This window comes from Stenotrophomonas sp. STEN018 (assembly GCF_056760235.1).
Map to the genome: position 1 here is coordinate 1 of NZ_JBRREK010000058.1, position 24,927 is coordinate 24,927.

General features: G+C 63.8%; 24 protein-coding genes. 14 read left to right on the forward strand and 10 right to left on the reverse strand.

From position 1 onward, the window contains the following. Positions 1-77: 77 nt before the first annotated feature. Both pip and ACVOMB_RS17715 read right to left on the reverse strand, forming a co-directional pair. Entirely contained in the window at positions 78-1,022 is a 945-nt protein-coding gene (pip, locus tag ACVOMB_RS17710; RefSeq protein WP_481532379.1) for a prolyl aminopeptidase, read from the reverse strand. Positions 1,023-1,096: 74 nt separating this feature from the next. Then, the gene (locus tag ACVOMB_RS17715; RefSeq protein WP_481532380.1) at positions 1,097-2,359 is read right to left on the reverse strand and encodes an erythromycin esterase family protein; all 1,263 of its coding nucleotides are present in this window, start codon (positions 2,357-2,359) and stop codon (positions 1,097-1,099) included. 65 nt (positions 2,360-2,424) lie between these two features. Here ACVOMB_RS17715 and ACVOMB_RS17720 point away from each other — a divergent pair, with 65 nt between their 5' ends. Further along, on the forward strand, positions 2,425-2,607 hold the full coding sequence (locus tag ACVOMB_RS17720) for a hypothetical protein (RefSeq protein ID WP_481532381.1): 183 nt from the start codon (positions 2,425-2,427) through the stop codon (positions 2,605-2,607). Between the two features lie 37 nt (positions 2,608-2,644). On the opposite strand, the gene prmC is transcribed toward ACVOMB_RS17720, so the two are convergent. After that, a complete protein-coding gene (gene prmC, locus ACVOMB_RS17725) occupies positions 2,645-3,487 on the reverse strand; it encodes a peptide chain release factor N(5)-glutamine methyltransferase (RefSeq protein ID WP_481532382.1) in 843 nt (280 codons plus the stop codon). 301 nt (positions 3,488-3,788) lie between these two features. Between prmC and ahpC the strand changes: the two genes are divergently transcribed. From ahpC to ACVOMB_RS17750, 5 genes are all read left to right on the forward strand, one after another. Continuing rightward, positions 3,789-4,352 carry an alkyl hydroperoxide reductase subunit C gene (gene ahpC, locus ACVOMB_RS17730; protein ID WP_481532383.1) on the forward strand — a complete coding sequence of 188 codons (564 nt, stop codon included), beginning with the start codon at positions 3,789-3,791 and terminating at the stop codon, positions 4,350-4,352. 184 nt (positions 4,353-4,536) lie between these two features. Next, positions 4,537-6,129 (forward strand): alkyl hydroperoxide reductase subunit F, encoded by a 1,593-nt coding sequence (gene ahpF / locus ACVOMB_RS17735; RefSeq protein ID WP_481532384.1) that lies wholly within the window; start codon positions 4,537-4,539, stop codon positions 6,127-6,129. A gap of 79 nt (positions 6,130-6,208) precedes the next feature. Further along, on the forward strand, positions 6,209-7,141 hold the full coding sequence (locus ACVOMB_RS17740) for a LysR substrate-binding domain-containing protein (protein ID WP_481532385.1): 933 nt from the start codon (positions 6,209-6,211) through the stop codon (positions 7,139-7,141). A gap of 278 nt (positions 7,142-7,419) precedes the next feature. Then, complete coding sequence (gene rnk, locus ACVOMB_RS17745) at positions 7,420-7,845, forward strand: nucleoside diphosphate kinase regulator (RefSeq protein ID WP_057630901.1); 426 nt, start codon at positions 7,420-7,422, stop codon at positions 7,843-7,845. Between the two features lie 31 nt (positions 7,846-7,876). Next, on the forward strand, positions 7,877-8,845 hold the full coding sequence (locus ACVOMB_RS17750) for a transaldolase (protein ID WP_481532398.1): 969 nt from the start codon (positions 7,877-7,879) through the stop codon (positions 8,843-8,845). 189 nt (positions 8,846-9,034) lie between these two features. On the opposite strand, the gene ACVOMB_RS17755 is transcribed toward ACVOMB_RS17750, so the two are convergent. Genes ACVOMB_RS17755 through ACVOMB_RS17770 form a run of 4 tightly spaced genes read right to left on the reverse strand, consistent with a single transcriptional unit; the run spans position 9,035 to position 11,177 of the window. Next, positions 9,035-9,544, reverse strand: a complete 510-nt coding sequence (locus ACVOMB_RS17755; RefSeq protein WP_481532386.1) for a flavodoxin family protein — start codon at positions 9,542-9,544, stop codon at positions 9,035-9,037. 3 nt (positions 9,545-9,547) lie between these two features. Then, the gene (gene msrA, locus ACVOMB_RS17760) at positions 9,548-10,198 is read right to left on the reverse strand and encodes a peptide-methionine (S)-S-oxide reductase MsrA (RefSeq protein ID WP_481532399.1); all 651 of its coding nucleotides are present in this window, start codon (positions 10,196-10,198) and stop codon (positions 9,548-9,550) included. A 31-nt stretch (positions 10,199-10,229) separates the two neighbouring features. After that, entirely contained in the window at positions 10,230-10,496 is a 267-nt protein-coding gene (locus ACVOMB_RS17765) for a putative signal transducing protein (RefSeq protein ID WP_481517299.1), read from the reverse strand. 12 nt (positions 10,497-10,508) lie between these two features. Next, on the reverse strand, positions 10,509-11,177 hold the full coding sequence (locus tag ACVOMB_RS17770) for a glutathione S-transferase family protein (RefSeq protein ID WP_481532387.1): 669 nt from the start codon (positions 11,175-11,177) through the stop codon (positions 10,509-10,511). A 103-nt stretch (positions 11,178-11,280) separates the two neighbouring features. Between ACVOMB_RS17770 and ACVOMB_RS17775 the strand changes: the two genes are divergently transcribed. After that, a complete protein-coding gene (locus tag ACVOMB_RS17775) occupies positions 11,281-13,029 on the forward strand; it encodes a glutamine--tRNA ligase/YqeY domain fusion protein (RefSeq protein ID WP_481532388.1) in 1,749 nt (582 codons plus the stop codon). Positions 13,030-13,126: 97 nt separating this feature from the next. Continuing rightward, positions 13,127-13,543 carry a hypothetical protein gene (locus ACVOMB_RS17780; protein ID WP_481532389.1) on the forward strand — a complete coding sequence of 139 codons (417 nt, stop codon included), beginning with the start codon at positions 13,127-13,129 and terminating at the stop codon, positions 13,541-13,543. A gap of 7 nt (positions 13,544-13,550) precedes the next feature. Here the strand turns inward: ACVOMB_RS17780 and ACVOMB_RS17785 are convergent, their stop codons facing one another. Genes ACVOMB_RS17785 through ACVOMB_RS17795 form a run of 3 tightly spaced genes read right to left on the reverse strand, consistent with a single transcriptional unit; the run spans position 13,551 to position 16,661 of the window. Next, complete coding sequence (locus ACVOMB_RS17785; protein WP_481532390.1) at positions 13,551-14,603, reverse strand: ABC transporter substrate-binding protein; 1,053 nt, start codon at positions 14,601-14,603, stop codon at positions 13,551-13,553. Then, entirely contained in the window at positions 14,600-15,985 is a 1,386-nt protein-coding gene (locus tag ACVOMB_RS17790) for a sensor histidine kinase N-terminal domain-containing protein (protein WP_481532391.1), read from the reverse strand. Before ACVOMB_RS17790 ends, ACVOMB_RS17785 begins: the two co-directional genes overlap by 4 nt. Then, positions 15,972-16,661: a response regulator gene (locus tag ACVOMB_RS17795; RefSeq protein WP_481532392.1), complete on the reverse strand. Its 690-nt coding sequence runs from the start codon at positions 16,659-16,661 to the stop codon at positions 15,972-15,974. Before ACVOMB_RS17795 ends, ACVOMB_RS17790 begins: the two co-directional genes overlap by 14 nt. A gap of 186 nt (positions 16,662-16,847) precedes the next feature. Between ACVOMB_RS17795 and ACVOMB_RS17800 the strand changes: the two genes are divergently transcribed. The 6 genes from ACVOMB_RS17800 to rlmM all read left to right on the forward strand — a co-directional run bounded on the left by ACVOMB_RS17800 (position 16,848) and on the right by rlmM (position 24,757). Beyond that, positions 16,848-18,023, forward strand: coding sequence for an OprO/OprP family phosphate-selective porin (locus ACVOMB_RS17800; RefSeq protein ID WP_481532393.1), 1,176 nt, complete (start codon positions 16,848-16,850; stop codon positions 18,021-18,023). Between the two features lie 42 nt (positions 18,024-18,065). Further along, entirely contained in the window at positions 18,066-19,394 is a 1,329-nt protein-coding gene (locus tag ACVOMB_RS17805) for a CitMHS family transporter (RefSeq protein WP_481532400.1), read from the forward strand. 31 nt (positions 19,395-19,425) lie between these two features. After that, on the forward strand, positions 19,426-20,166 hold the full coding sequence (gene phbB / locus ACVOMB_RS17810) for an acetoacetyl-CoA reductase (protein WP_481532394.1): 741 nt from the start codon (positions 19,426-19,428) through the stop codon (positions 20,164-20,166). A gap of 234 nt (positions 20,167-20,400) precedes the next feature. Continuing rightward, positions 20,401-22,677: a TonB-dependent receptor gene (locus ACVOMB_RS17815; protein WP_481532395.1), complete on the forward strand. Its 2,277-nt coding sequence runs from the start codon at positions 20,401-20,403 to the stop codon at positions 22,675-22,677. Between the two features lie 304 nt (positions 22,678-22,981). Beyond that, on the forward strand, positions 22,982-23,542 hold the full coding sequence (locus ACVOMB_RS17820) for a nucleoside deaminase (RefSeq protein ID WP_481532396.1): 561 nt from the start codon (positions 22,982-22,984) through the stop codon (positions 23,540-23,542). A 159-nt stretch (positions 23,543-23,701) separates the two neighbouring features. Further along, the gene (gene rlmM, locus ACVOMB_RS17825; protein WP_481532397.1) at positions 23,702-24,757 is read left to right on the forward strand and encodes a 23S rRNA (cytidine(2498)-2'-O)-methyltransferase RlmM; all 1,056 of its coding nucleotides are present in this window, start codon (positions 23,702-23,704) and stop codon (positions 24,755-24,757) included. Positions 24,758-24,927: the final 170 nt, after the last annotated feature.

Genomic DNA, 24,927 nt, shown 5'->3' on the forward strand with positions numbered 1-24,927 from the left:
GCTGACGCCGCTCCTACAAGATGGTCTATCGGTAAAGCCCTTGCCGAGCATGGCTCGGCACTACCGGGGCTTGCTTATCAACCGGCGAAGCTGTCGGTTGCGCGTACCAGTGCGTCCACATTCTCGGCTTCAAATGCCGAGTGGCCGGACGCCGGGCTGATCTGCAGCTGCGCCTTCGGCCAAGCCTTGTGCAGTTCCCAGGCATTGGCCAGCGGGCACACCACGTCGTAACGGCCGTGCACGATCACGCCCGGAATGTGGGCAATCTTGTGCGCGTCGCGCAGCAGCTGGTCCTCCACTTCGAAGAAACCGCCGTTGACGAAGTAATGGTTCTCGATGCGGGCGAAGGCCAGCGCGAACTGCGGGTCTTCGTGGCTGTTGACGAAGTCATCGTCCACATGCAGGAAGCTGGTTGCACCTTCCCATACGCTCCAGGCTTTGGCGGCGGCCAGACGGGTCGCTTCGTCATCGCTGGTCAGGCGGCGGTGGAAGGCCGAGATCAGGTCGTGGCGCTCCACTGCCGGGATCGGCTTGAGGTAATGCTCCCAGGCATCCGGGAACAGACGGTTGGCACCCTCCTGGTAGAACCATTCCAGCTCCCAGCGGCGCAGCATGAAGATGCCGCGCAGCACCAGCTCGGTCACGCGCTGCGGGTGGGTTTCGGCATAGGCCAACGCCAAGGTCGAACCCCAGCTGCCGCCGAATACCTGCCAGCTGTCGACGCCGAGCTTATCGCGCAGCTTCTCGATATCGGCGACCAGATCCCAGGTGGTGTTGTCGACCAGGTCGGCATGCGGGGTGGAGCGACCCGAGCCACGCTGATCGAACAGGATGATGCGGTACTTGGCCGGGTCGTGGAACTGACGCATCTTGTCGCTGCAGCCGCCACCGGGGCCGCCGTGCAACATCACCACCGGCTTGCCGTTGGGGTTGCCGCATTGTTCGAAATACAGCGTATGGCGGTCGTCGACCTTGAGCGTGCCGGTGTCGTAGGGCTCGATGGCGGGGTAGAGCGTGCGCATGGCAGCCTCGCTGGGAACAGGATGGTTAGTTTAACGCAGCGTTGTTGCGGTCTTGTCTGCGCTACAGCGTTCCATCAAGGCGTTGCATACGTAGCGGGGGTGATGCCATCCAGCAGCCAGATGCCGTCGAAGCGTTGACGTGCTTCGGGCAGCGTCAGTTCATCGGCGTAGTCCATGCCCCACAGCCGGCTGGCCGGATCGTCCTCACCGGGCAAGCCACCTGCATGCAGATCAACGAACACCGCAGCAGCCGAAGCTTTCGCGGTCAAACGCGATTCCAGCTGCGACGGCCGTGCATCCACCTGGCGAACCCGCTGATCGATGTAGTCGAGATAACTTCCCTGCGCACCGGCGTAGTGCAGCACATAGGTTTGCGCCTGCAACGCAGGCGGCAAAGCGCGGGTCACGTTGTCCACCGCCGGCAAACCTCGCGGGTGACCGTCGCGATAGCCACCGAGCTTGTTCAGATGCGCGTAATGCCCCCAGACGACCGCCTTGCGTCCCGGGTAAGCCTGCTCCAGCAACCATTGCAGGTTGCCGGCCATGACCGGATCGTGTTCATCGAACGGCCGCAGCTGCCAAGCCACTTCGGCCATGCGCTGCAGGCTGGCGTTGATGCGGCGCCAGAAACCATCGCTGTTGAATACATCGTCGCCGTGCTCGGCATCCGGCGCTGGCAGCAGTTGCAGCAGCCATTGCGAATCTTCGATGAAGCGCTGGCGCACGCTGGTATCGGCCGGTGCCAGCTGACCATCCAGCAGTCGCTGCACTTGTTGCAGGTGTTGTTGCAGGCGTTGCTGCTGCACTTCGTCCAGCGGCTGACGCAGCAATCGCTCACGCAGTTGCGGCACCAGTTGGCGGCGTGAGAGTCCGCCACTCAAGCGGCCATCAAAACCTGCCAATTGCATTGCATCCGGCGCATCACGCTGCGCATCCAGATAATCATATAGCGGCCAGACTTCGGCGCTGTTGGCATACATGTAGAAGATGTTACCCGGTGCGTTGGCACGCAGCGGCAGCCGCGATTGCCATAGACGGGTTACATCGAACAACCCGCTTTCAAGTACCAGCAGGTCGAAGCCCTTGCGCTCATGCAGGTAGCGTACGGTGCGTACCTTGCTCTCGTAGATGTTGCCTTCGCCATGCGTGAGCTCATCAAGCATGACGATGCGTTTGTCGCCGATGGCCTCACCCAAGGGCACCAGATCGGCGAAGTCATCCTGCATCGGCGAGCCCTCACGCAAGGGATGGAGGGGAGCTTGTTTGCTGATGGCTGGCGTCGCCGCGCAGCCCAGTGACGTGGCCAGTAATACGGCAGCGAACGCGGTACGGATCATCGGCATCCCCGGTTTGGAAATGGCGATGCTACGGGAGGTTTTGGGGGCCGTCATGCGGACAGGAAATGGCCTGGATGACAGGCTGGAGTAGTGCTTTTGGCTCTGCTTTGGCTTTGGTCTTGGCTTTCGTTCTTTATGCCGTCATTCCCGCGAAGGCGGAAATCGCTCTGGCTCTGGCTCCTGCTCCCAAATCAACTGCAAAAGCAAAGGCCAGAGCGATTCCCGCCTTCGCGGGAATGACGAGCTGAAAAAACGGCAACAGCAGCAACAACAACTACAACAACCTCAACCCGGCCAACGCCCCAGCGTCACCCGATCACGCTGCTCCAGATCCTGCACCGTCTGCGCCTCCACAAACCCGGCCTGCTCCAGCAGCACGCGGATCGCCTCGCCCTGATCCCAGCCATGCTCCAGCAGCAACCAGCCACCGGGCACCAGATGCTCATGCGCGCCGGCGACAATCTCGCGGATCGCATCCAGGCCATCCGCACCCGATGCCAAGGCCGGCGGCGGCTCGAAACGCAGGTCGCCCTCGACCAGATGCGGATCGCCTGCAGCGATGTACGGCGGATTGCTGACAATCATGTCGAAACGGTCTGCACCCAACGCCGTGTACCAATGGCCACGCCGGAACCACACGTTTTCCAACCCGTGCGCCTGGGCGTTCTTCACCGCCATCGCCAAGGTCGGGCCGAGCACGTCGGTTGCCATCACCGTGGCCAACGGCCGTTCACTGGCGATCGACAAGGCAACCGCACCGCTGCCGGTGCCCATATCGGCCACCCGCACCATGTCATCGGCCGGCAGCCGTGCCAGCGCCTGTTCGACCAGCAGCTCGGTCTCCGGGCGCGGGATCAGGGTGGCGGTGTTGACCTGCAGGTCCAGCGTCCAGAAGCCGCGGCGGCCGGTCAGATAGGCCAGCGGGTGGCCCTCGGCGCGGCGCGCCAGCAGCACCTCGAAGCGCTCGCAGGCCTCGGCATCCACGCCATCGGTGGCATGGGCGAACAACCAGGCCCGCTCCACGCCCAGCACGTGGATCAGCAACTGCTCGGCCTCATGGCGGGCATCTTCACCCGGCAGGCGTGCAGCGGCCTCCCGCAACAGCTCGGCAACCTTCAACGTGGACACTGCATTACCTCTTCGCGGCTTCTTTCAGGAGGGCGAGGATAGTCAGCGCGCCCGCCCCTGCCTACCGCCATGATCCTTGCCCAAGGATTAATCCCATCTATGTCGAACCGTTCAGCTTGGCCCCGGATGGCTTGGAAAGCCCGCAAAGCACCCGATATCAGGCCTTGAGGCAGTTTCAGGGCATCGATTGATAGGCTTTATCTATTGATACGATGCATCCAATTCATTTGTTTTATTAGTCTCTGCCTATTAGTCTTTGCTTCAACGATTCACCCCGCCCTACAACCCAAGAGGAATCTTCATGTCCCTTATCAACACCCAGGTCCAGCCGTTCAAGGTCAATGCTTTCCACAACGGCAAGTTCATTGAAGTCACCGACGAATCGCTGAAGGGCAAGTGGTCGGTCCTGATCTTCATGCCGGCAGCCTTCACCTTCAACTGCCCGACCGAGATTGAAGACGCCGCTGAAAACTATGCCGAGTTCCAGAAGGCCGGTGCCGAGGTCTACATCGTGACCACCGATACCCACTTCTCGCACAAGGTGTGGCACGAAACCTCGCCGGCCGTGGGCAAGGCCAAGTTCCCGCTGGTCGGCGACCCGACCCATCAGCTGACCAACGCCTTCGGCGTGCACATTCCGGAAGAAGGCCTGGCCCTGCGTGGCACCTTCGTGATCAACCCGGAAGGCGTGATCAAGACCTCGGAGATCCACTCCAACGAGATCGCCCGTGACGTGTCCGAGACCCTGCGCAAGCTGAAGGCTGCCCAGTTCACCGCCGCACACCCGAACGAAGTGTGCCCGGCCAAGTGGAAGGAAGGCGAAAAGACCCTGACCCCGTCGCTGGACCTGGTCGGCAAGATCTAACAAGTCGTACCCGCTCCCACCCCGCCCTAGCGGCGGGCGTGGGGGTGAACCGCAGCGTGTTGATGCCAGCCAGCACCACGCCCGCACGCCACGCAGCCCGCTGCGGTTCACCCCTACTTTTACTGGCGCCCCGCTTCACGCAGGGGCGTCACTCCCCCGCTTTGCCTCAACGAAGGAGTTGACCGTGCTCGACGACAGCCTCAAGACCCAGCTGCAGCAGTACATGGGCCTGCTGCGCCAGCCACTGCGCCTGATCGCCTCGCTCGACGACAGCAGCGCCAGCCAGGACATGCGCGGCCTGCTTGACGATATCGTCGCGGCCGGCGGCGGCAAGATCACGTTGGACACCTCCGGCGACGATGCGCGCAAGCCCTCGTTCGTGATCGCCCGCGAAGGCCAGAACCACGGCGTGCGTTTCGCCGGCCTGCCGCTGGGCCACGAATTTGAATCGCTGGTCCTGGCCCTGCTGTGGACCGGCGGCCATCCGCCGAAGGTCACCCAGGAAGTCATCGACAGCATCACCGCGATCGACGGCGAGTACAGCTTTGACGTCTATATGTCGCTGACCTGCCACAACTGCCCGGACGTGGTGCAGGCGCTGGCGCTGATGGCGATCCTGAATCCGAAGATCAGCACCACGGTGATCGAGGGCGGTACGTTCCAGCAGGAAGTGGAACAGCGCCAGGTGATGGCGGTGCCGATGGTGTTCCAGGGTGGCGAGATGTTCGACTCCGGCCGCATGAGCCTGGAGCAGATCGTCGCCAAGCTCGACACCGGCGCCGTTGCCCGCGAGGCCGAAAAGATCAAGGCCAAGGACGCATTCGACGTGCTGGTGGTGGGCGGTGGCCCCGCCGGTGCGGCGGCGGCGATCTATGCCGCACGCAAGGGCATCCGCACTGGCGTTGCTGCCGAGCGTTTCGGCGGCCAGGTGCTGGACACCATGGCGATCGAGAACTTCATCTCGGTGCAGCACACCGAAGGCCCGAAGCTGGCCGCCGCGCTGGAAGCCCACGTACGTGAGTACGAAGTGGACATCATGAACCTGCAGCGCGCGACCAAGCTGGTGCCGGCCGGTGCCGATGGTCTGGTCGAAGTGCAGCTGGAGAACGGCGCCTCGCTGAAGTCCAAGACGGTGATCCTGTCCACCGGCGCACGCTGGCGGCAGATGAACGTGCCGGGCGAAGACCAGTACCGCAACAAGGGCGTGGCTTACTGCCCGCACTGTGACGGCCCGCTGTTCAAGGGCAAGCGCGTGGCGGTGATCGGCGGCGGCAACTCCGGCGTGGAAGCGGCCATCGACCTGGCCGGTATCGTCAGCCATGTCACCGTGTTCGAGTTCGACAGCAAGCTGCGCGCCGACCAGGTATTGCAGGCCAAGCTCAACAGCCTGCCCAACGTGAAGGTGGTGCTCAACGCACAGACCACCGAAGTGCTGGGCGACGGCCAGAAGGTCAACGGCCTGGTCTATACCGACCGCGTCGGTGGCGATTCGCACCGGGTCGAGCTGGAAGGCATCTTCGTGCAGATCGGCCTGCTGCCGAACACCGAGTGGCTGCGTGGCACGGTGGAGCTCAGCGGTCGCGGCGAGATCATCATCGACGATCGCGGCCAGACCAATGTGCCGGGCGTGTTTGCTGCCGGTGACTGCACCACGGTGCCGTACAAGCAGATCATCATCGCGATGGGTGCCGGTTCAACTGCCGCGCTCAGTGCCTTCGACCACCTGATCCGTACGCCGGTGCTGCAGCCTGCAACGGTAGAAGCTGAAACTGCCTGAAGCCCTCAAAGCCCCGCAACGCGGGGCTTTGATTTGACCGCGCCGGCAACTGCCGGCATCTGCACAAGCGGAGCCCGACATGAACCTTCGTGACCTGAAATACCTGGTGGCGTTGGCCGAGCACAAGCACTTCGGCCGTGCCGCTGCGGCCAGCTTCGTCAGCCAGCCCACCCTGTCCACCCAGATCAAGAAGCTGGAAGAAGAACTGGGCGTGCCGCTGGTGGAGCGTGCCCCGCGCAAAGTGATGCTGACCCCGGCCGGCCGCGAAGCCGCCGCGCGCGCGCGCAATATCGTTGCCGAAGTGGAGCAGATGAAGGAAGCCGCGCGCCGCGCCCGCGACCCGGAAGCCGGCACCGTGCGCTTGGGAATTTTCCCGACGCTGGGCCCGTATCTGTTGCCGCATGTAGTGCCGGCGATCCGCCAGCGTTTCCCGCAACTGGAGATGCTGCTGGTAGAGGAAAAGAGCGATGTGTTGATGGCGCAGCTGCGCAACGGCCAGCTCGATGCCGCAATACTGGCCCTGCCAATCGCCGACGAGCAGCTGCACACCGAATTCCTGTTCGAGGAACCCTTCGTGCTGGCCGCGCCGGAAGGCCACCCACTGACCAGCCACCCCTCGCTGACGCTGGATGATCTGTCCGACCAACGCCTGTTGCTGTTGCAGGACGGTCATTGCCTGCGCGATCAGGCACTGGACGTCTGCCATATGGCCGGCGCGCTGGAAAAGTCCGAGTTCCAGGCCACCAGTCTGGAGACCCTGCGACAGATGGTCGCGGCCAACGTCGGCGTCACCCTGCTGCCGATGCTGGCAGTGAAACCGCCGGTGGCGCGCTCGGAGAACGTCAGATTGATCCCATTTGCGGGTAATCCACAGCCGAATCGCAGGATCGGCATGGTCTGGCGCCGCAGTTCGGCGATGGGCGCGTTCCTGGAACAGTTCTCGCAGTTGTTCAAACACCTGCCTGCGGGATTGTTGGAGGCGCCGGCGGAATCGGCGCGGGTTCAGGCTTAAAAGCTTACCCCTCCCCGGCCTCCCCTACGCTGCGCGCAAGGGAGGGGGCAAGGCTTGGCTCCCAGCCTTGCGCCGCAGGCGGAGCGGAGGGTTGGGGAGGGGTCAGTCTTTGCCCCCAAAACCTGAATACCTCCCTCCCCAACATTGCATCCGGGCCGCACCGGCCCCATGATCTTCACAGGGTCGTCTACGGCCCGTTTCACCAGCACAATAGAAATCCGGGCGGCGCCGACAAAGCGTCGCCTTTTGCTTGCTCTTCAATCAGATAAGGAATTCCCATGACCAGCCACAGCGGTCTGCCACCATCCATCGTTGTTTCCACCCGTGACATGGCCCGTCTTGAGGCCTTGCTGGACTCTCCGGCGCTGAGCCGGCACCCGGCCGCTGTTGCCCTTGCGCAGGAACTTGAGCGCGCGCAGGTGCTGCCGCCGGAAGAAATCCCCGAAGGCATCGTCACCATGCATTCCCGTGTGGACTGCGAAGACGAACTGCACAACGAAAAGCATTCCCTGACCCTGGTCTATCCGCACGAAGCGGATTTCGACAAGGGCCGTGTGTCGATCCTGGCGCCGGTTGGCAGTGCCCTGCTGGGCTTGTCGGTTGGCCAGACCATCGATTGGACCGCCCCCGGCGGCCGCCAGCTGCGCCTGCGCGTCACCGCCGTCCACTATCAGCCCGAAGCGGCTGGTGATTTCCACCGCTGAGCGCACTGCGCCGCACCTGCAACAGGAAACCATGATGTCCCAGGCCCCCTCCAAGCTCGCCCAACTGCGTGAACTGTCCGTCGTCGTCGCCGATACCGGTGATTACGACGCCATCAAGCGCCTGCGTCCGGTCGACTGCACCACCAACCCGACCCTGGTGAAAAAAGCCCTCGACCTGCCGGTGTACGCCGGCCTGATCGAGCGCGAGCTGCAGTGGGGCCGCGCCCAAAGTGGTGACAAGCAGGCAATCGCCAATGCCGTGGTCGACCGCCTGACCGTCGGCGTCGGCACGATGCTGGCCGAGCTGGTGCCGGGCCGTGTTTCCACCGAAGTGGATGCCGACCAGGCGCACAACACCGAGGCGACGATTGCCAAGGCGCGCGAATTCATCGCCATGTACGAAGCGGCCGGCGTGCCGCGCAGCAAGGTGCTGATCAAGATCGCCGCCACCTGGGCCGGCGTGGAAGCTGCCCGCGTGCTGCAGGCCGAAGGCATCGACTGCAACCTGACCCTGATCTTCAACCCGACCCAGGCCCTGGCCTGCTCGGAAGCCGGTTCGTTCCTGATCTCGCCGTTCGTCGGCCGGATTCTGGATTGGTACGTGGCCAACGGCCAGACCCCGGCCAACATCGACGAAGATCCGGGCGTGGTGTTCGTGCGCGGCGTGTTTGCCGAGTTCAAGCGTCGCGGTTCCAGCACGGTGGTGATGGGTGCATCGTTCCGTTCGACCGCGCAGATTGAAGCGCTGGCTGGCTGTGATCGTTTGACCATCTCGCCGGACCTGCTGGAGAAGCTGGATGCCGATTTCGGTGAACTGCCGCGCAAGCTGGTGGCCGGTGCTGCTGAAGCGGTGAATGTCGCTGCGATCGATGAAGCGAAGTTCGATGCGGATATGGCGGCCGATCCGATGGCTACGGAGAAGCTGGCTACTGGTATTGATGCGTTTGCCAAGGATCTGCAGACCTTGCGTCAGCGGATTGCGGATGAGTTGGGCGGCTGAGGCTGTTAACCAGCCGGCTGCATGATGCTTGATACCTCCCTTCTCCCGCTTGCGGGAGAAGGTGGCCGAAGGCCGGATGAGGGGGGCTTTTAAAGCTTCTAAAGCTCTAAAAGCTTTTGCTCCACGTGCTTTCAGAGCGCCCTCACCCCAACCCCTCTCCCGTAAACGGGAGAGGGGCTTAAGCTTAAGCTAGAACACGCCGAGCTCCAGCCCTGCTGCTAACAGCGCGCCTAGCTCTCGGCCTCGCGCCAACTGCGCCTCAGGCAATTTCTTCTCAGCAACAATCGCCTCCGCCGTCTGTGCCTGCGTACACACCAGCAGCGGCTCGGCGACCTCTTTCAAACGCAAACCCAAAGCCACCCGTCGCAGCTGTGCAATCGTCGGCCGGCCATCCGAGCCGGCACACACCAGCAGCGCATACGGCTTGCCTTCGCAGCGCCCCAATAGCGGGTAATAGCTGCGATCAAAAAAATCCTTCATCGCCCCGCTCATCGAGGCCAATGTCTCAGGCGTGGCAAACGCCACCGCATCGGCGGCAAGCACATCGTCTGCGCTCGCATCTGCAGCACGCAGTGCAATCACCTGCACCGCTTCGCCCACACTCGTGCGGGCGCCTTCCAACAACGCTTCCACCATCGCCGCAGTAGCGCCGGTAAAGCTGTGCCACACCACCAATAAACGACGCGGTGTGGCACTCACAGCTCAGACATCCAGACCAATCGGGCAGCTCACCCCAGTGCCACCGATGCCGCAGTAACCGTTCGGATTCTTGGCTAGGTACTGCTGGTGGTAGTCCTCGGCGTAATAGAACGGCGGGGCCGGGAACAGGATCTCGGTGGTGATCTCGCCGAAACCAGAAGCAGCCAGCTGCTGCTGGTAGGCATCACGGCTGGCAAGTGCAGCGTCGTACTGCTCCTGCGTACGGCAATAGATCGCCGAGCGGTACTGGGTGCCGGTGTCGTTGCCCTGGCGCATGCCCTGGGTGGGATTGTGGTTCTCCCAGAAGGTGCGCAGCACCGTCTCCAGCGTCACCTGCACCGGGTCAAACACCACCCGCACCACTTCGGTGTGGCCGGTAAGGCCGGAACAGGCTTCTTCATAGGTCGGGTTCGGGGTCACGCCACCCTGATAGCCCACCGCGGTGGTCACCACGCCCGGCAGCTGCCAGAACTTGCGCTCGGCGCCCCAGAAGCAGCCCAGGCCCACATCCAGCACCTGCAGCCCGTCGAAATCGGCCCGCAAGGGCTGGCCGTTGACGAAATGCTGGTTGTGCAGCGGCAGCGGCGTGTCACGCCCCGGCAGTGCTTCTTCCGGGCGCGGCAGGCGCTGCTTGAACGCGCCGATACCCAGTATTCCTTGGCCGATTCCCAACATGGTCAGTTCCTCAGGCCGGGAGGAATCCCGGCGCTTCATCGTCATCCAAGATGGGGTCGGCGGGGCCATCGTCCAAGCCCAGCGCAGCGACGATTTCCTCGGCTTCAGGCTTGGCCGAATCGGGTACGCAGACCCGCAGCAGGCCGAACAGGGGGAGCTCGCCGCCCGCGCCCAGCAGGGACTCGCCGAACACGAAGGCCGGGATGCCGGCATCCTCCAGCGCATGCTTGACCAGATGCGCGTCGAACAGATTGTTGGTCTGGTAGATCAGCTGCATGGACTTCTCCGCTTATATCGGCTGGCGCAGGGCGTCGGTAGCAGCAAGCTGCTCGGTTTCCACAGCACCGGCCTGGCGCCACTCGCGCAGCGCCGGCAAGGACAGCAGCGACTGCAGGTACTCGCCGGCGCTGCCTTCCACCGCCACCCCGTAGCCAGCAAAGCGGACTGCCACCGGCGCGAACATCGCATCGACGATGCCGAACTGGCCAAACAGGAACGGCCCGCCTGCGCCGTACTGGTTACGCAGCTCACTCCACAGCCCGCGGACCCGGTTGATGTCGGCCTGCGCGGCGGCGTCCCAGCGGTAGCCGTCCGGCTGGCGGCGACTGTTCATCGGCAGCTGGCTGCGCAACGCGGTGAAACCTGAATGCATTTCGGCCGCAGCGGCCCGCGCCACGGCACGCTGGGCCAGATCGGCCGGCCAGCCGCGTCCGCCCAGCCAGCGTTCGTTGGCGTACTCACAGATCGCCAGCGAATCCCACACCTGCAACTGACCATCACGTAGCGCTGGCACCTTGCCGGTCGGCGAATGCTGCAGCACTTCGCTGGCAAAGGCTGGCGTATCCAGGGCCAGCCGTACTTCGGCGAAATCCACCCCGAAATGGCGCAGCAGCAGCCACGGACGCAGCGACCAAGACGAGTAATTCTTGTTGCCTATCACCAGAACGGGGCGGTCCATCAGTGCCAATCCACGGGGCGGGAGGCCCCAGCATAGCCCCGTCCCGGCAACCAGCGCCCGGCTCGGCTAAACTTGCGGTTTACTTCAATACGCTGCGTCCCCCATGTCCGAGAACACGCCTGCCGTCGCTGCCACGCCGGAAAACGCTCCCGAAAAGCGCGATTTCATCCGTCAGATCGTCCGTGAGGACCTGTCCAGCGGCAAGCACACGGCCATCAAGACCCGCTTCCCGCCCGAGCCCAATGGCTACCTGCACATCGGTCACGCCAAGTCGATCTGCCTGAACTTCGGCATCGCCGGCGAGTTCGGCGGCGTCTGCAACCTGCGCTTCGACGACACCAACCCGGCCAAGGAAGACCCGGAATACGTGCAGGCCATCCAGGACGACGTGCGCTGGCTGGGCTTCGAATGGAACGAGCTGCGCCACGCCTCGGACTACTTCGACGCCTATTACCTGGCCGCGCAGAAGCTGATCCGCGACGGCAAGGCCTATGTCTGCGACCTGTCGGCCGAGGAAGTGCGCGCCTACCGCGGCTCGCTGACCGAGCCGGGCCGCCCCTCGCCGTACCGCGAGCGCAGCGTCGAGGAGAACCTGGACCTGTTCGCGCGCATGCGTGCCGGTGAATTCGCCGATGGCGCCCGCACCGTGCGCGCCAAGATCGACATGGCCAGCGGCAACATCAACCTGCGCGACCCGGCGATCTACCGCATCAAGCACGTCGAGCACCAGAACACCGGCAACGCCTGGCCGATCTACCCGATGTACGACTTCGCGCATGCGCTGGGCGATTCGCTGGAAGGCATCACCCACTCGCTGTGCACGCTGGAATTCGAAGACCACCGCCCGCTGTACGACTGGTGCGTGGACAACGTCGACTACGCCCACGATAACGCGCTGACCCAGCCGCTGGTCGACAAGGGCCTGCCGCGTGAGGCCGCCAAGCCGCGCCAGATCGAGTTCTCGCGCCTGAACATCAACTACACGGTGATGAGCAAGCGCAAGCTGATGGCGCTGGTCACCGAAAACCTGGTCGATGGTTGGGAAGACCCGCGCATGCCGACCCTGCAGGGCCTGCGTCGTCGCGGTTACACCCCGGCAGCGATGCGTCTGTTCGCCGAGCGCGTGGGTATTTCCAAGCAGAATTCGCTGATCGACTTCAGCGTGCTGGAAGGCGCCTTGCGCGAGGACCTGGACAGCGCGGCTGCACGCCGCATGGCGGTGATTGATCCGCTCAAGCTGGTGCTGACCAACCTGCCGGAAGGCCACGAGGAAGCCCTCAGCTTCAGCAACCACCCGAAGGACGAAAGCTTCGGCAGCCGCGAAGTGCCGTTCTCGCGCGAGCTGTGGATCGAGCGCGAAGACTTCGCCGAAGTGCCGCCCAAGGGCTGGAAGCGTCTGGTCCCGGGCGGTGAAGTGCGCCTGCGTGGCGCCGGCATCGCCCGCGTCGATGAAGTGATCAAGAACGATGCCGGCGAGATCGTCGAGCTGCGCGGCTGGCTGGACCCGGAATCGCGTCCGGGCATGGAAGGCGCCAACCGCAAGATCAAGGGCACCATCCATTGGGTCAGCGCCCAGCACGCGGTGGAAGCCGAAGTGCGCCTGTACGACCGTCTGTTCTCGGTTGCCAACCCGGACGATGAATCCGATGGCAAGACCTACCGCGACTACCTGAACCCGGAATCGCGCAGGGTCGTCACCGGCTACGTCGAACCGGCCGCTGCACTGGCTACGCCGGAGCTCAGCTACCAGTTCGAGCGCACCGGCTACTTCGTCGCCGACCGCCGCGATCACACCCCGGCCAAGCCGGTGTTCAACCGCAGCGTGACCCTGCGCGATACCTGGTCGGCCTGATCAGGATGAGCGTGGTTACCGGCTGACAGAGCCCGGTAACCACCTGCTCACAAGGGACGCGGCTACCATGGCCGCGTGCCCAGAACAGGATTCGCCCATGTTCCGTCTGTCACTGCTGCTCTGCCTGCTGCTCGCCATCACCGCCTGCAGCGCACCGGCCGCCACTGCGCCGATCACCTCGCAAGCGCCCGCGCCAGTCCCGGCCAGCGAACAATCACTACCAGCCAAACCTGCTGCCACGCCCGTCGTGGTCGACAGCAGCTGCAAGGTCGATGCCGATTGCACGGTGAAGAACGTCGGCAACTGCTGCGGCTATTACCCGGCCTGCGTCAACCTCAACAGCGCCACCGATCCGGCCGGCGTGCAGGCCAGCTGTCAGGCCAAGGGCATGATGGGTGTCTGCGGTTTCCCCGAGATCCAGGGCTGCAGTTGCGTGCAGGGCAAATGCGCTGCGGCAGGCAGCGGCGATCCGCTGCGCCAACCCATGAGCGAGAATCCCGCCCCGCTACGCTGAGTCACACTCAGCGCGGCTTGGGCTCAACGCTGCTGCGCCAGGCATCGAGGAACTGGCGGCGCTTGAGCGCATCCAGATACACCAGCAAGCCTGGCCCAAGTTGGATAGGCCGCCGGTTCTGGCCGGGATCACTGTCACCGCCGCCGTTGCGGATGATCGGCATCAGCCGCGCCTCGCGTGACAGCACCTGCTGCCCACGCACCGACAACAGATAGTCCAGAAAACGCTTGGCCTCGGCCGGATGTGGGCTGTTGCGCGGAATCACCGCCGTACGCAGCACCACCAAGGTGTAATCCTCCGGCTCGATGATGCCCAAGGGCGCGCCGGCATCGATGCGCGCCTGCGCATACGAGCCCAGCACGTTGTAGACCAGCGACAGCTTGCCGCTGCTGACCTGGTCCAACAGCACGCCGGTACGTTCTTCGCGCACCACGCCGTTGTCACCCAGCGCGCCGAGCAGGGCACCGGCGATGCTGCCGCGCTGCGCATCCTGCGTCGCCAGCAGATAGCCAACGCTGCTGCGTTCGATATCGTAGGTGCCAACCTTGCCGCGCAGCGGTGCACCTTCGGCACGCAGCAGGTCCAGCAACTGGCGGCGTGTGTGCGGCACTTTCGCGGCAGGCAAGGTCCGCGTGTTGTAGACCATCGCCACCGGCTCGTAGCTGATGCCGAAGGCTTCATTGCGCCACTTCGCCCACGAAGGCACGGCCTCCGTCTGCGGCGAACGATGCGGCAATGCATGGCCGTCGTTGACCAGTTTGGTCTGCAGATCCATGCCGCTGGAGATCAGCAGATCAGGCGTGCGCGCGGTGTTACGGTCGCGCAGGAAACGCGCGTACAGGTCCTGGGTGATGATGTCTTCGTAAACGACTTCCGTGCCCGGATGCAGCCGCTGGTAATCGGCGATCACTACCGCGAACACTTCGATATCGGTGGTGCCGTGGATGCGCAGCTGCTCGGTTGCCACGCCCTGTGCGGGGAAACGTTGTACATCGCCCGGCGCAGCGCGCAATGACGGTGCCAGCAACACGCCCAACAACAGGATCAACAAGCGGCTCATGCGGCATGCCTTGGCAGATGGATGGTGGCGACCAGACCGCCTTCGGGCCGATTGCTCAGGTCGATGCTGCCGCCATGGCTTTCAACCACGCGCTTGACGATGGCCAGGCCCAGGCCGGCACCACCGGCAGGCGCGTTCTCACCGCGACCGAAGCGCTCGAATACGCGCTCGGCATCTGCAGCGCTGATGCCGGGACCGTGGTCGGCGATGGTCAATACCGCCTGCGTGTCCTGCACGGTCAAGGCAATCTGCAAAGGAGCGTCGCCGCCGTACTTCATCGCGTTGTCGATCAGGTTCTTGATCGCCTCGCGCAGCAACAAGGCATCGCCATTGACCTGCACTGCACCGGTAGTAATCGCCAGCTGCACGCGCGGCGCGGGGCCGGCCTGCGGCAAGGCTTCATGCAAGGCCTGATGCACGGTTTCTGCCAGGTCCAATGGCGCGAAGCGCTGCAGATTGGATCGATGGATGACGCTGGCATCGCTAAGCAGCTGGTTCAACAGGCGGCTCATATGGGTGGCGTTGCGCTCAATCGCACGCAGGCTGCGCTGCATGTCCTCGGGTTCTTCTTCGTCCAAGGCCAGCTGTGCCTGCGCGCGCAGTGCGGCCAGCGGCGTGCGCATCTGATGCGCGGCTTCGGCCATGAATGCACGCAGGGTTTCGTTGCTGCTGGACAGGCGTTCCATGAAGCGGTTCAAGGCACCGACCATCTGGTTCATCTCACGCGGTACGCGCGTATCCAATGGCTTCAGGTCAGATGGCTCGCGTCGCGACAGTTCGCGCTCAAGCCGTACCAACGGACGGAACGCACGGTGCACGCCGAATGCCACCAAGCCCAGCAACAAGGCCGACAGCACGCCGATGGCGATCAGCGCACGGTTGACCATTTCCTGTGCCAGGGCAGCGCGCGCGCGCCGGGTCTGGCCTACCTGCACCTGCACTTCGCCCTGCGCCGAGGCGGCGGCGAAGCTGCGCTTGACCACCACGAAGCGTACGGTTTCGCCGCTGTACTCGGCGTCGAACAACTGCGGTTGGCTGCCGGTCCTGCGTGGCGCAACCGGCAGATCCTCATAGCCGGTGATGGTCAGGCCACGGCTGTCAGCAACCCGGTAGAACACCCTGTCCTCCTCGGCCATCGACAGCAGGTCCAAGGCCGCATATGGCAGATCCACCTGCCATTGGCCATCAACCAACGCTACCGAGTCGGCGATGGACAGCGCCGAAGACACCAACAGGTGATCGTAGGAGCGATTTGCAGCACGTTGACCGTAATCACGTGCGGCGAACAACAGCGCCACCGCGAATACCGCCAGCAACGCGCCCAGATACAGCATCAAAGTGCGCCGCAATGAACCGGAGGCGTGGATTTCAGCCGTTGCCATCGGTAGCGCCGTCGCTGGCCTCCAACATGTAGCCAACACCACGCACGGTGGTGATGCGCAAGGGTGCGGCCACCAACTTTTTACGCAGCCGACCGATGTATAGCTCGATCGCATTGGGCCCAGCTTCGTCATCGAAGCCGAACAGCCCCTTGGCTATCTCGTCCTTGCCGACGACCTGGCCAAGCCGCCCGACCAGAATTTCCAGCAGGCGGAATTCGCGGTTCGGCAGTTCGATAACCTCACCGTCAAGGCTCACCCGGTGCGCGGCATTGTCGAACTGGAAACCACCGATCTGCACCACCTCGCTGGCCTGGCCACGACCACGTCGCAGCAATACTCGACAGCGCGCCTCGAACTCGCGGAAGTCGAAGGGCTTGCCGAGATAGTCGTCAGCACCAACGTCCAGCGCCTGCACACGGTCTTCGATGCCATCGCGAGCTGTCAGCATCAGCACCGGGGTGCTGTCGCCGCGCTCGCGCATGCCAGCCAGCACGCGCAGGCCATCGAGCTTGGGCAGGCCAATGTCCAGCACCACCAGATCGAAGCTCTGGTAGCGCAGCACGCTCGCTGCGCCCATGCCGTCGGCCTGCCAATCCACCGCATGGCCGTTGCGGCGCATGCGACGAATGATGGCGTCGGCCAGGTCCGCATTGTCTTCAACCAGCAGCAGGCGCATCGCGAGGGAATGTGGCGGGAAGGCGCGAATGCTAACGCGGAAGCCCGCAACGCGCAGGAGACATTCGCATTGCTGCAGCGCACAAAGTGCTGACAGGCGGATGACAGCTAGTCCCCTCCAGACTGCGGCCACGCACCAGCAGGTGCCCATGTATGCCGCGCGCCTGGCGCGCACCTGGGAGGGTTTGTGGAACTGAGTGTTTTCCAAAAGCGCAGCCTTGCTGCCGCTGTCCTGCTGAGCCTGGGCGCTCCGGCGCTTGCCGCAGAAGACGATGGCCCGGTCACGGCCACCATCGGCGGCCGCCTGCACCTGGATTTCGCCAGTTTCGACAATGACCACCGTGGCACCCCGAACAAGGACGACACCGAGATCCGTCGTGCCTGGCTGGATGTATCCGGCAAGTTCTTCGTGGTCGACTACAAGCTGGAGGCCGATTTCTCCGGCGACCGCCCCGAAGCCAAGGACGTCTACGTCAGCCGCAGCTTCGGCGATGCCGGCAAGCTGACCGTGGGCCAGTTCAAGCAGTATTACTCGCTGGACGACCGCACCGGCTCCAACTACGGCAGCTTCCTGGAGCGCGGCAATGCCGGCACCAGTCTGGCCCCGCTGTACCGCCTTGGCGCGTCGTGGCAAGCCAATCCCGGCGACATGACCTGGGCGGCCAGCGTCTACAGCCTGGAAAGCATCGATGCCTGGCAGGTGAAGGGCCGTGCCGCCGGTGGCCGCGTCACCTGGGCACCGAGCCCGGCCGCTGGCGATGTGCTGCACCTGGGCCTGTCGCTGGCCCGCGAGGCCTATGACAACCCCGGCGCGAATGGTGTGCCGGCATTGCGTATTCGCCCGCGTCCGGCAGGGCATCTGTCCGATGAAAGCCGCTTGACGATGGTCGATTTTTCGGCCGGCCGCGATACCGACGTCAACAAGTGGTCGCTGGAATATGCGCAGGTGCGCGGCCCGCTGTCGTGGCAGGGCGAGTTCAGCGGCGCGACGTTCGACGATGGTGCGCAGCGCGGTGAAGTGATGGCGGCCTACGGCATGCTCAGCTGGTTCGTCACCGGCGAGTCGCGCAGCTATGACCGCAAGACCGGTCGCTTCGCCCGCATCAAGGACATCCGCCACAAGCCCGGCGCGTTCGAAGTCGCCCTGCGCTACGACCAGATGCGCGGCAGCCAGCACCTTGATGGACAGCCCGATCTGCGCAATGGCAGCACCGAAGCCTGGACCTTGGCCGGCAACTGGTACCTGCGCGACAACCTGCGCTTCATGCTCAACCTGATCGACAGCCGCAACCGTAATCGCCTGACCGATACCACCGTGGACCACACCCGCGCGGTAACCGGCCGCCTGCAGTTCGATTTCTAAAAACCCCCTTCCTTTCCTGTCTCTTCTAGGAGTCTGCAGATGATGCTGACCATCCTCGGCTTCGGCATGGTTCTGACGTTCATGTATCTCATCATGAGCAAACGACTGTCGCCGCTGGTCGCCCTGATTACCGTACCCATCGTGTTCGCCCTGATCGGCGGCTTCGGTGCCGGCCTTGATGAAATGATGCTTGATGGCATCAAGAAGATCGCGCCTACCGGCGTGATGCTGATGTTCGCCATCCTCTACTTCGGGGTGATGATCGATGCCGGCCTGTTCGACCCGCTGGTGCGCATCATCCTGCGCATCGTCAAGGGCGATCCGCTGAAGATCGTGATGGGCACCGCCGTGCTGGCGATGCTGATCTCGCTCGATGGCGATGGCTCCACCACCTACATGATCACCGTGTCAGCGATGCTGCCGCTGTACCGCCGTCTCGGCATGAACGCGCTGAGCATGACCTGCGTGACCATCCTCGCCGGCGGTGTGATGAACCTCACCCCGTGGGGCGGCCCGACCGCGCGTGCGGCCACTGCCCTGCATGTGGATCCGGCCGATGTGTTCGTGCCGTTGATTCCGGCGATGGTATTGGCCTGCATCGGCATTCTGGTGTTGGCCTGGTATCTGGGCATGAAGGAACGTCGTCGTCTGGGCGTGGTCGCTCTGCCGCAGGGTGGTTCGTGGATGGATGCCAGCGTCTCCGACGACAGCGATGCGCTGCCGACCGTGGAAGACGCCGAAGACACCAAGCGGCCGAAGCTGCTGTGGGTCAACTTTGCCCTGACCCTGGCGCTGATGGCGGCGCTGGTGATCGGTCTGCTGCCGATGCCGATCCTGTTCATGGTCGGCTTCGCCATCGCACTGGTGATCAACTACCCGAACCTGGCCGAGCAGCGCCGTCGCGTGGTCAACCACGCTGGCAATGTGTTGTCGGTGGTGTCGCTGATCTTCGCTGCGGGCATCTTCACCGGCATCCTGTCCAACACCGGCATGGTCGAGGCGATGTCACGCGGCTTCCTGTCCGTGATTCCGGAAGCCTGGGGCCCGTACCTGGCGGTGATCACCGCGGTGGCGTCGATGCCGTTCACCTTCTTCATGTCCAACGACGCGTTCTATTTCGGTGTGCTGCCGATCCTGTCCGAAGCGGCAGGTCATTACGGCATCACCCCGGTAGAAATGGCGCGCGCTTCGCTGGCCGGGCAGCCGGTGCATCTGTTGAGCCCGCTGGTGCCATCGACCTACCTGCTGGTTGGCTTGGCCAAGGTCGACTTCGCCGACCACCAGAAGTTCACCCTGAAGTGGGCCGTGCTGATCTCGCTGATCCTGATGGCCGGCAGCCTTCTGTTTGCCCTGTATCCGCTGGCCGCCTGAGCGGCACCTACCTGACGCATTGGAGAGCAACATGACGCTACGTATCGCTTACGTCACCAGTGGCATGGGCAGTGTAGGCACTGCCATCTGCCAGACCCTGGCCCGCTCCGGCCACACCGTGGTGGCAGGCTGCGCGCCGGATTCCCCGCGCAAGGCCAACTGGATCCGCGAGCAGCGCGAGCTCGGCTTCGACTTCATCACCTCCGAAGGCAATGCCGCCGACTGGGACTCCACCGCTGCGGCATTTGCCAAGGTGCGGGCGGAAGTGGGCGAAGTGGATGTGCTGGTCAACAACTCCGGCGGCAGCCGCGACATGCTGTTCCGACAGATGACCACCGAAGACTGGAATGCAGTGATCGCCTCCAACCTCAATACGCTGTTCAATCTGAGCAAGCAGGTGGTCGATGGCATGACCAACCAGAACTGGGGCCGGATCATCAACATCGGCTCGGTCAGCGCGCAGAAGGGCCAGATCGGCCAAGTCAACTACGCAACGGCCAAGGCAGCGATGCACGGTTTCAGTCGTGCGCTTGCAGCGGAAGTCGCCGCGCGCGGCGTCACCGTCAACACGATCTCGCCGGGCTATATCGCCAGCCAGGCGATCAGCAGCTTCCCGCCGGACGTGCTGGATCGGCTGGCGGCTTCGGTGCCGATCCGCCGCCTGGGCAAGCCAGAGGAAGTGGCCGCTTTGTGCGCGTGGCTGGCCAGCGATGATGCAGCCTATGTCACCGGCGCCGACTATCCGGTCAACGGCGGCCTGTACATGGGTTGATGCTGCAATCACTGCTTGCAACAACGGACGCCGCGCACTGTCGCGGCGTTTTCTTTGCGTCAACCGAAACCTAGTTCGCAATGAACACCTGGTTCAAGCAGCATCAAGCGGGGAGCCCGTCACCAATACTGTGCAAAACAACGCAATTGGATGACACCGTAAACGAGCTTTAACAAAGTACCGACACCCTTCCGTTACCGGCGTGCGCCGGCCCTCCCACGGAACCGGTAGATCATGATTTCAAAACGTCTCAGCCTCGCCATCACGCTTGCCCTGTGTACCAGCCACGCTTACGCCGCGACAGATGTGGCCGATGGCGCCTCCGCGCAGACCTTGGATACCATTTCGGTGATCGGCCAAGGCCAGACCCGCCAGGTACAGCGCATCGGCGAGGTCGACAAGCAGGTGTTGCCGCCGGGCAGCAGCGGCCAGAAGATTCTTGATCGTCTGCCAGGTGTCTCGGTGCAGTCCAATGACGCCTTCGGTGCCAACGAAGAATCGCAGACCATCAGCCTGCGCGGCTTCGACAAGACCCGCCTGGGCTATACGCTCGACGGCATCCCGCTCGGCGACAACAGCTACGGCAACTACAACGGCCTGAGCATCGCCCGCGCCATCATTGCCGAGAACCTGGGCGGCGCCGAGTTGTCGCAGGGTATAGGTTCGCTGGGCGTGGCCTCCACCAGCAACCTGGGCGGGGCAATCCAGTACTTCTCGCAGGACCCGTCCACCGTATTCGGCGGCCGCGCCAGTGTCACCGTCGGTGATGACAACCAGCGTCGCGGCTACCTGCGCGTGGATACCGGGGACCTGAATGGCTTCTCTGCCTATGTTTCCGGCGTGCACCAGGACGCCGACATGTGGGCCGCGCCACACCAGAACCAGACCACCCGCCAGTTCAACGCCAAGGCGGTTTGGAACGTTGGCGATCACCGCTTCGGCGCCTTTGTCGCTACCTCGCGGGCCAGCCAAGCCAACTACGCCTACCTGTCCAAGAGCATGCTGCAACGTGGGCTGGGCTATGACTGGAATATCTACGCACCGGATTGGGACCGCGCGGTGGCTGCCGCCTACTGCGCTCCGGCAACCTTCAATGCCAAGCGCTGCGCCTTCAGTGGCGGCGTCAACAGCATCGACGATGCCTACTACCAGAGCCGCGCCCTGCGCGACGACAACCTGTACTCGCTCGATGCCAGCCTGCATCTCGGTGAAGAGCTCAACCTCAAGCTTTTGGCCTATCACCACGATAACCGTGGCCAAGGCCACTGGTGGGCACCGGGCCAGGCGTCGAATCCGGGCACCGACCACATGCTGCCGATCTCCATCCGCAGTACCAACTACACCATTGATCGTCAGGGCCTGACCGCTGCGCTGTCGTGGAATGTCGGCATCCATGAGTTGGAAGCCGGCCTGTGGTTCGAGCAGAACGACCACAACGTCGAGCGCAATTTCTACTACATCGACGGTCCCTTCCTCGACGACACCTACCTCAAGAATCCGGATCGTCGCCTGTTCGACCAGGACTTCGACATCCGCACCCGCCAGTTCTACGTGCAGGACCGCATGCGCTTCCTCGATCAGCGCCTGACCGTGGATGTCGGCATCAAGAGCCCGAACACCCGCATGCGCGCCACGGCCAAGCCGGGCACCGAGCAGAAACTCGCGTCCGGCACGCTCACCGCCAAGGAATCACTGCTGCCGCAGTTGGGTGTGGGCTTCAAGCTCAATGCCAACAACGAGCTGTTCGCCTCGTATGCCGAGAACATTGCCGCCTTCGTCGGTGGCGGCAGCGGCGGCCCACTACAGGTCTCGCCCGAATCCTTTGCCGCCAGCGCCGGATTGGAACCAGAAAAGTCCAAGACCTTTGAAGCCGGTTTCCGCACATTCGGCAGCAAATACCAGGCCTCGTTGGCCGCATATCACGTGATGTTCGACAACCGCCTGCTCTCGCTCAATCCCTGCACCAGCATTGAAGTGGGCACGCGACCGGAGTGCATCACCCGTTTCATCAACGTCGGCTCAGTGAAGAGCCAGGGCGCGGAACTGACTTTCATCCTCAAGCCGGTCGACGGCCTGCAGTGGTACAACGCGCTGTCCTGGAACAAGACCACCTACGAGGACGACTACATCTCCGGCGGCGCCGTCGTGCCGGTGGCCGGCAAGATCACCGTCGACACGCCACAGCGCATGGCCTCCAGCGAACTGAGCTGGAACCACGACGGCTGGTTCGCCAGCCTGCGCGGCAAGTACACCGGCAAGCGCTACTACACCTATACCAACGACCAGTCGGTGCCGGGCGTGACCACCTTCGATGCCGGCGGCGGTTACAGCTTCGGCCCTGGCCTGGGCCTGCAGAACGTCAAGGTGTCCTTGAACGTCACCAACCTGAGCAACAAGCGCTACGCCGGCCAGCTCAGCTCGTTCGCCCCGACCGACCCCAACGGCACCCGCTACGCCATCCACGCCAGCGCCCCGCGGCAGATCTTCATGACGGTGGGTGCGGAGTTTTAAGCATTTGGCTCCCTCCCTTTGGCCGAAGGCCAAGGGGAGGGTTGGGGAGGGGTGCATCTCGCACCAATCCTGAAAGTCACAAACAAAAGCCAACCCCTCCCCAGCCCTCCCCTTCGCTGCGCGGAAGGGAGGGGGCCGATCCTCCCCTTGGCTTCGCCAAAGGGGAGGGGCCGGGCGCGGCTCCACTCAACGTCAGCGTGCTCGGCCAACCCACACACCTGAACAGCCCCCGAGCCCAAAGCCAGCCCAGCGCCCCAGTCCGCTAAACTGACCGCCGTTTTTTGCCATAACGCCGGTCATCATCATGCTGCACGCCCAGGTTCACCTCACCCTCCCCGTCTGGATCCACGACGCCGTCGACTGCGACCGCGCCTATACCAGCGATGCGGACAAAGTGGCGTTGGCCATCGAACTGTCGCGGCTGAACGTTGAACACGCCAGTGGCGGCCCATTCGGCGCGGTGGTATTCGGCCCGGACCACAAGGTGATCGCCGCCGCGGTGAACCGCGTGGTGCCACATGCCACCTCGTTGGCGCATGCCGAAAACATGGCCTACATGCTGGCCCAGCAGAAGCTCAACACCCCGCGTCTGAACGCGCTGCTGTCACCGATTACCCTGGCCACTTCCTCGCAGCCCTGCTGCCAATGCTACGGCGCCACCGTCTGGGCCGGCATCGACCGCCTGCTGATCGGCGCCTGCGCCGCCGACGTGGAAGAACTCACCCCGTTCGACGAAGGTCCGCTGCCAGCCGATTGGGCCGGTGAGCTGAACAAGCGTGGCATCGAGGTCGTACAAGGCATCAACCGCGACGACGCTCGCGCCGTGCTGCACAGCTACGGCAAGAACGACGGCGCACGCTACTAACCTTAAGCCCCTCTCCCATCGGGAGAGGGGTTGGGGTGAGGGTCCGGCAGACCGCAGGATGCTAACCGCACAGTGCTCGCCGACCCTCATCCGCCCCTACGGGGCACCTTCTCCCGGCGGGAGAAGGAGAAGCCCACCCGCAACAAACCAAGGATTTCCATGACCGGCCTGCTCTGCTACTGCCGCCAAGGCTTTGAACCGGAACTGGCCGGCGAATTGAACGACCGTGCGGGTCACGCCGGCATTGCCGGCTACGCCCGTACCCAGCGCAACGATGGCTACGTGGTGTTCGTCACCGACGAGGCCGAAACACTGGACCAGCGCCTGCCCTGGCGCGAGCTGATCTTCGCCCGGCAGAAGCTGCGGGTGCTGGCCGAACTGCCGCAGCTCGATGCCAGCGATCGCATCACCCCGATCATCGCCGCGCTGGAAGACCAGCAGCGGTTTGGTGATCTGTGGGTGGAACACCCCGATTCGGATGCCGGCAAGCCGCTGGCTGGCCTGGCCCGCGCCTTCGGCAATGCGCTGCGTCCGGCGCTGCGCAAGGGTGGCCTGCTCACCGACAAGCCCAACGGCAAGCTACCGCGCCTGCATGTGGTGTTCGTCGATGGCACGCATGCCTTCGTCTGCGTCTCCGATACCCGTGACAGCGCACCGTGGCTGCTGGGCATTCCGCGCTTGAAGCTGCTGCCGGATGCGCCCTCGCGTTCGGCCTTGAAGCTGGAAGAAGCCTTCATGACCCTGCTTACGCCGGAAGAGCGTGAAGCGCTGGTGGTGCCGGGCATGCGCGCGGCCGACCTGGGTGCTGCACCCGGCGGTTGGACCTGGGTGCTGACCCGTCAGCATCTGCGCGTGAACAGCATCGACAACGGCCCGCTGCGTCAGCATGTGCTGGATACTGGCCTGGTCGAGCATCTGCGTGCCGACGGCTTCCATTGGCAGCCGGAAACCCCGCTGGACTGGATGGTCTGCGACATGGTCGAGCAGCCGCGCCGCGTTGCCGAGCGCATGGGCACCTGGCTGCGCGAAGGCTGGTGCAAGCACGCCATCTTCAACCTGAAGCTGCCGATGAAGAAGCGCTGGGATGAGACCCGTCTATGCCTGGATCTGTTTGCCGAAAAGGCCGACAAGCCACTGACGATCCGCGCCAAGCAGCTGTATCACGACCGCGAGGAAATCACGGTATTCGTGACCCCGCGACCGAAGGGCTCCTGATCTGGCCCTGCTATTGATCTGGCCCTGCGTTTGATCAAAGCCCCTCTCCTGCGAAGCGGGAGAGGGGTTGGGGTGAGGGCAGCCTTTGCCTGTGCTTCCGGCTGGAGCATCCTCTGTAGTGCCGAGCCATGCTCGGCATGGGCATTACCGGTAATACCTCTGCCGAGCAT

Bases quoted from the DNA above. Each gene is read 5' to 3' on its own strand.
- pip (WP_481532379.1), bottom strand. From the start codon at position 1,022: ATGCGCACGCTCTACCCCGCCATCGAGCCCTACGACACCGGCACGCTC.
- ACVOMB_RS17715 (WP_481532380.1), bottom strand. From the start codon at position 2,359: ATGATCCGTACCGCGTTCGCTGCCGTATTACTGGCCACGTCACTGGGC.
- ACVOMB_RS17720 (WP_481532381.1), top strand. From the start codon at position 2,425: ATGGCCTGGATGACAGGCTGGAGTAGTGCTTTTGGCTCTGCTTTGGCT.
- ahpC (WP_481532383.1), top strand. From the start codon at position 3,789: ATGTCCCTTATCAACACCCAGGTCCAGCCGTTCAAGGTCAATGCTTTC.
- ACVOMB_RS17740 (WP_481532385.1), top strand. From the start codon at position 6,209: ATGAACCTTCGTGACCTGAAATACCTGGTGGCGTTGGCCGAGCACAAG.
- rnk (WP_057630901.1), top strand. From the start codon at position 7,420: ATGACCAGCCACAGCGGTCTGCCACCATCCATCGTTGTTTCCACCCGT.
- ACVOMB_RS17750 (WP_481532398.1), top strand. From the start codon at position 7,877: ATGATGTCCCAGGCCCCCTCCAAGCTCGCCCAACTGCGTGAACTGTCC.
- ACVOMB_RS17765 (WP_481517299.1), bottom strand. From the start codon at position 10,496: ATGCAGCTGATCTACCAGACCAACAATCTGTTCGACGCGCATCTGGTC.
- ACVOMB_RS17770 (WP_481532387.1), bottom strand. From the start codon at position 11,177: ATGGACCGCCCCGTTCTGGTGATAGGCAACAAGAATTACTCGTCTTGG.
- ACVOMB_RS17775 (WP_481532388.1), top strand. From the start codon at position 11,281: ATGTCCGAGAACACGCCTGCCGTCGCTGCCACGCCGGAAAACGCTCCC.
- ACVOMB_RS17780 (WP_481532389.1), top strand. From the start codon at position 13,127: ATGTTCCGTCTGTCACTGCTGCTCTGCCTGCTGCTCGCCATCACCGCC.
- ACVOMB_RS17785 (WP_481532390.1), bottom strand. From the start codon at position 14,603: ATGAGCCGCTTGTTGATCCTGTTGTTGGGCGTGTTGCTGGCACCGTCA.
- ACVOMB_RS17790 (WP_481532391.1), bottom strand. From the start codon at position 15,985: ATGGCAACGGCTGAAATCCACGCCTCCGGTTCATTGCGGCGCACTTTG.
- ACVOMB_RS17795 (WP_481532392.1), bottom strand. From the start codon at position 16,661: ATGCGCCTGCTGCTGGTTGAAGACAATGCGGACCTGGCCGACGCCATC.
- ACVOMB_RS17805 (WP_481532400.1), top strand. From the start codon at position 18,066: ATGCTGACCATCCTCGGCTTCGGCATGGTTCTGACGTTCATGTATCTC.
- phbB (WP_481532394.1), top strand. From the start codon at position 19,426: ATGACGCTACGTATCGCTTACGTCACCAGTGGCATGGGCAGTGTAGGC.
- ACVOMB_RS17815 (WP_481532395.1), top strand. From the start codon at position 20,401: ATGATTTCAAAACGTCTCAGCCTCGCCATCACGCTTGCCCTGTGTACC.
- ACVOMB_RS17820 (WP_481532396.1), top strand. From the start codon at position 22,982: ATGCTGCACGCCCAGGTTCACCTCACCCTCCCCGTCTGGATCCACGAC.
- rlmM (WP_481532397.1), top strand. From the start codon at position 23,702: ATGACCGGCCTGCTCTGCTACTGCCGCCAAGGCTTTGAACCGGAACTG.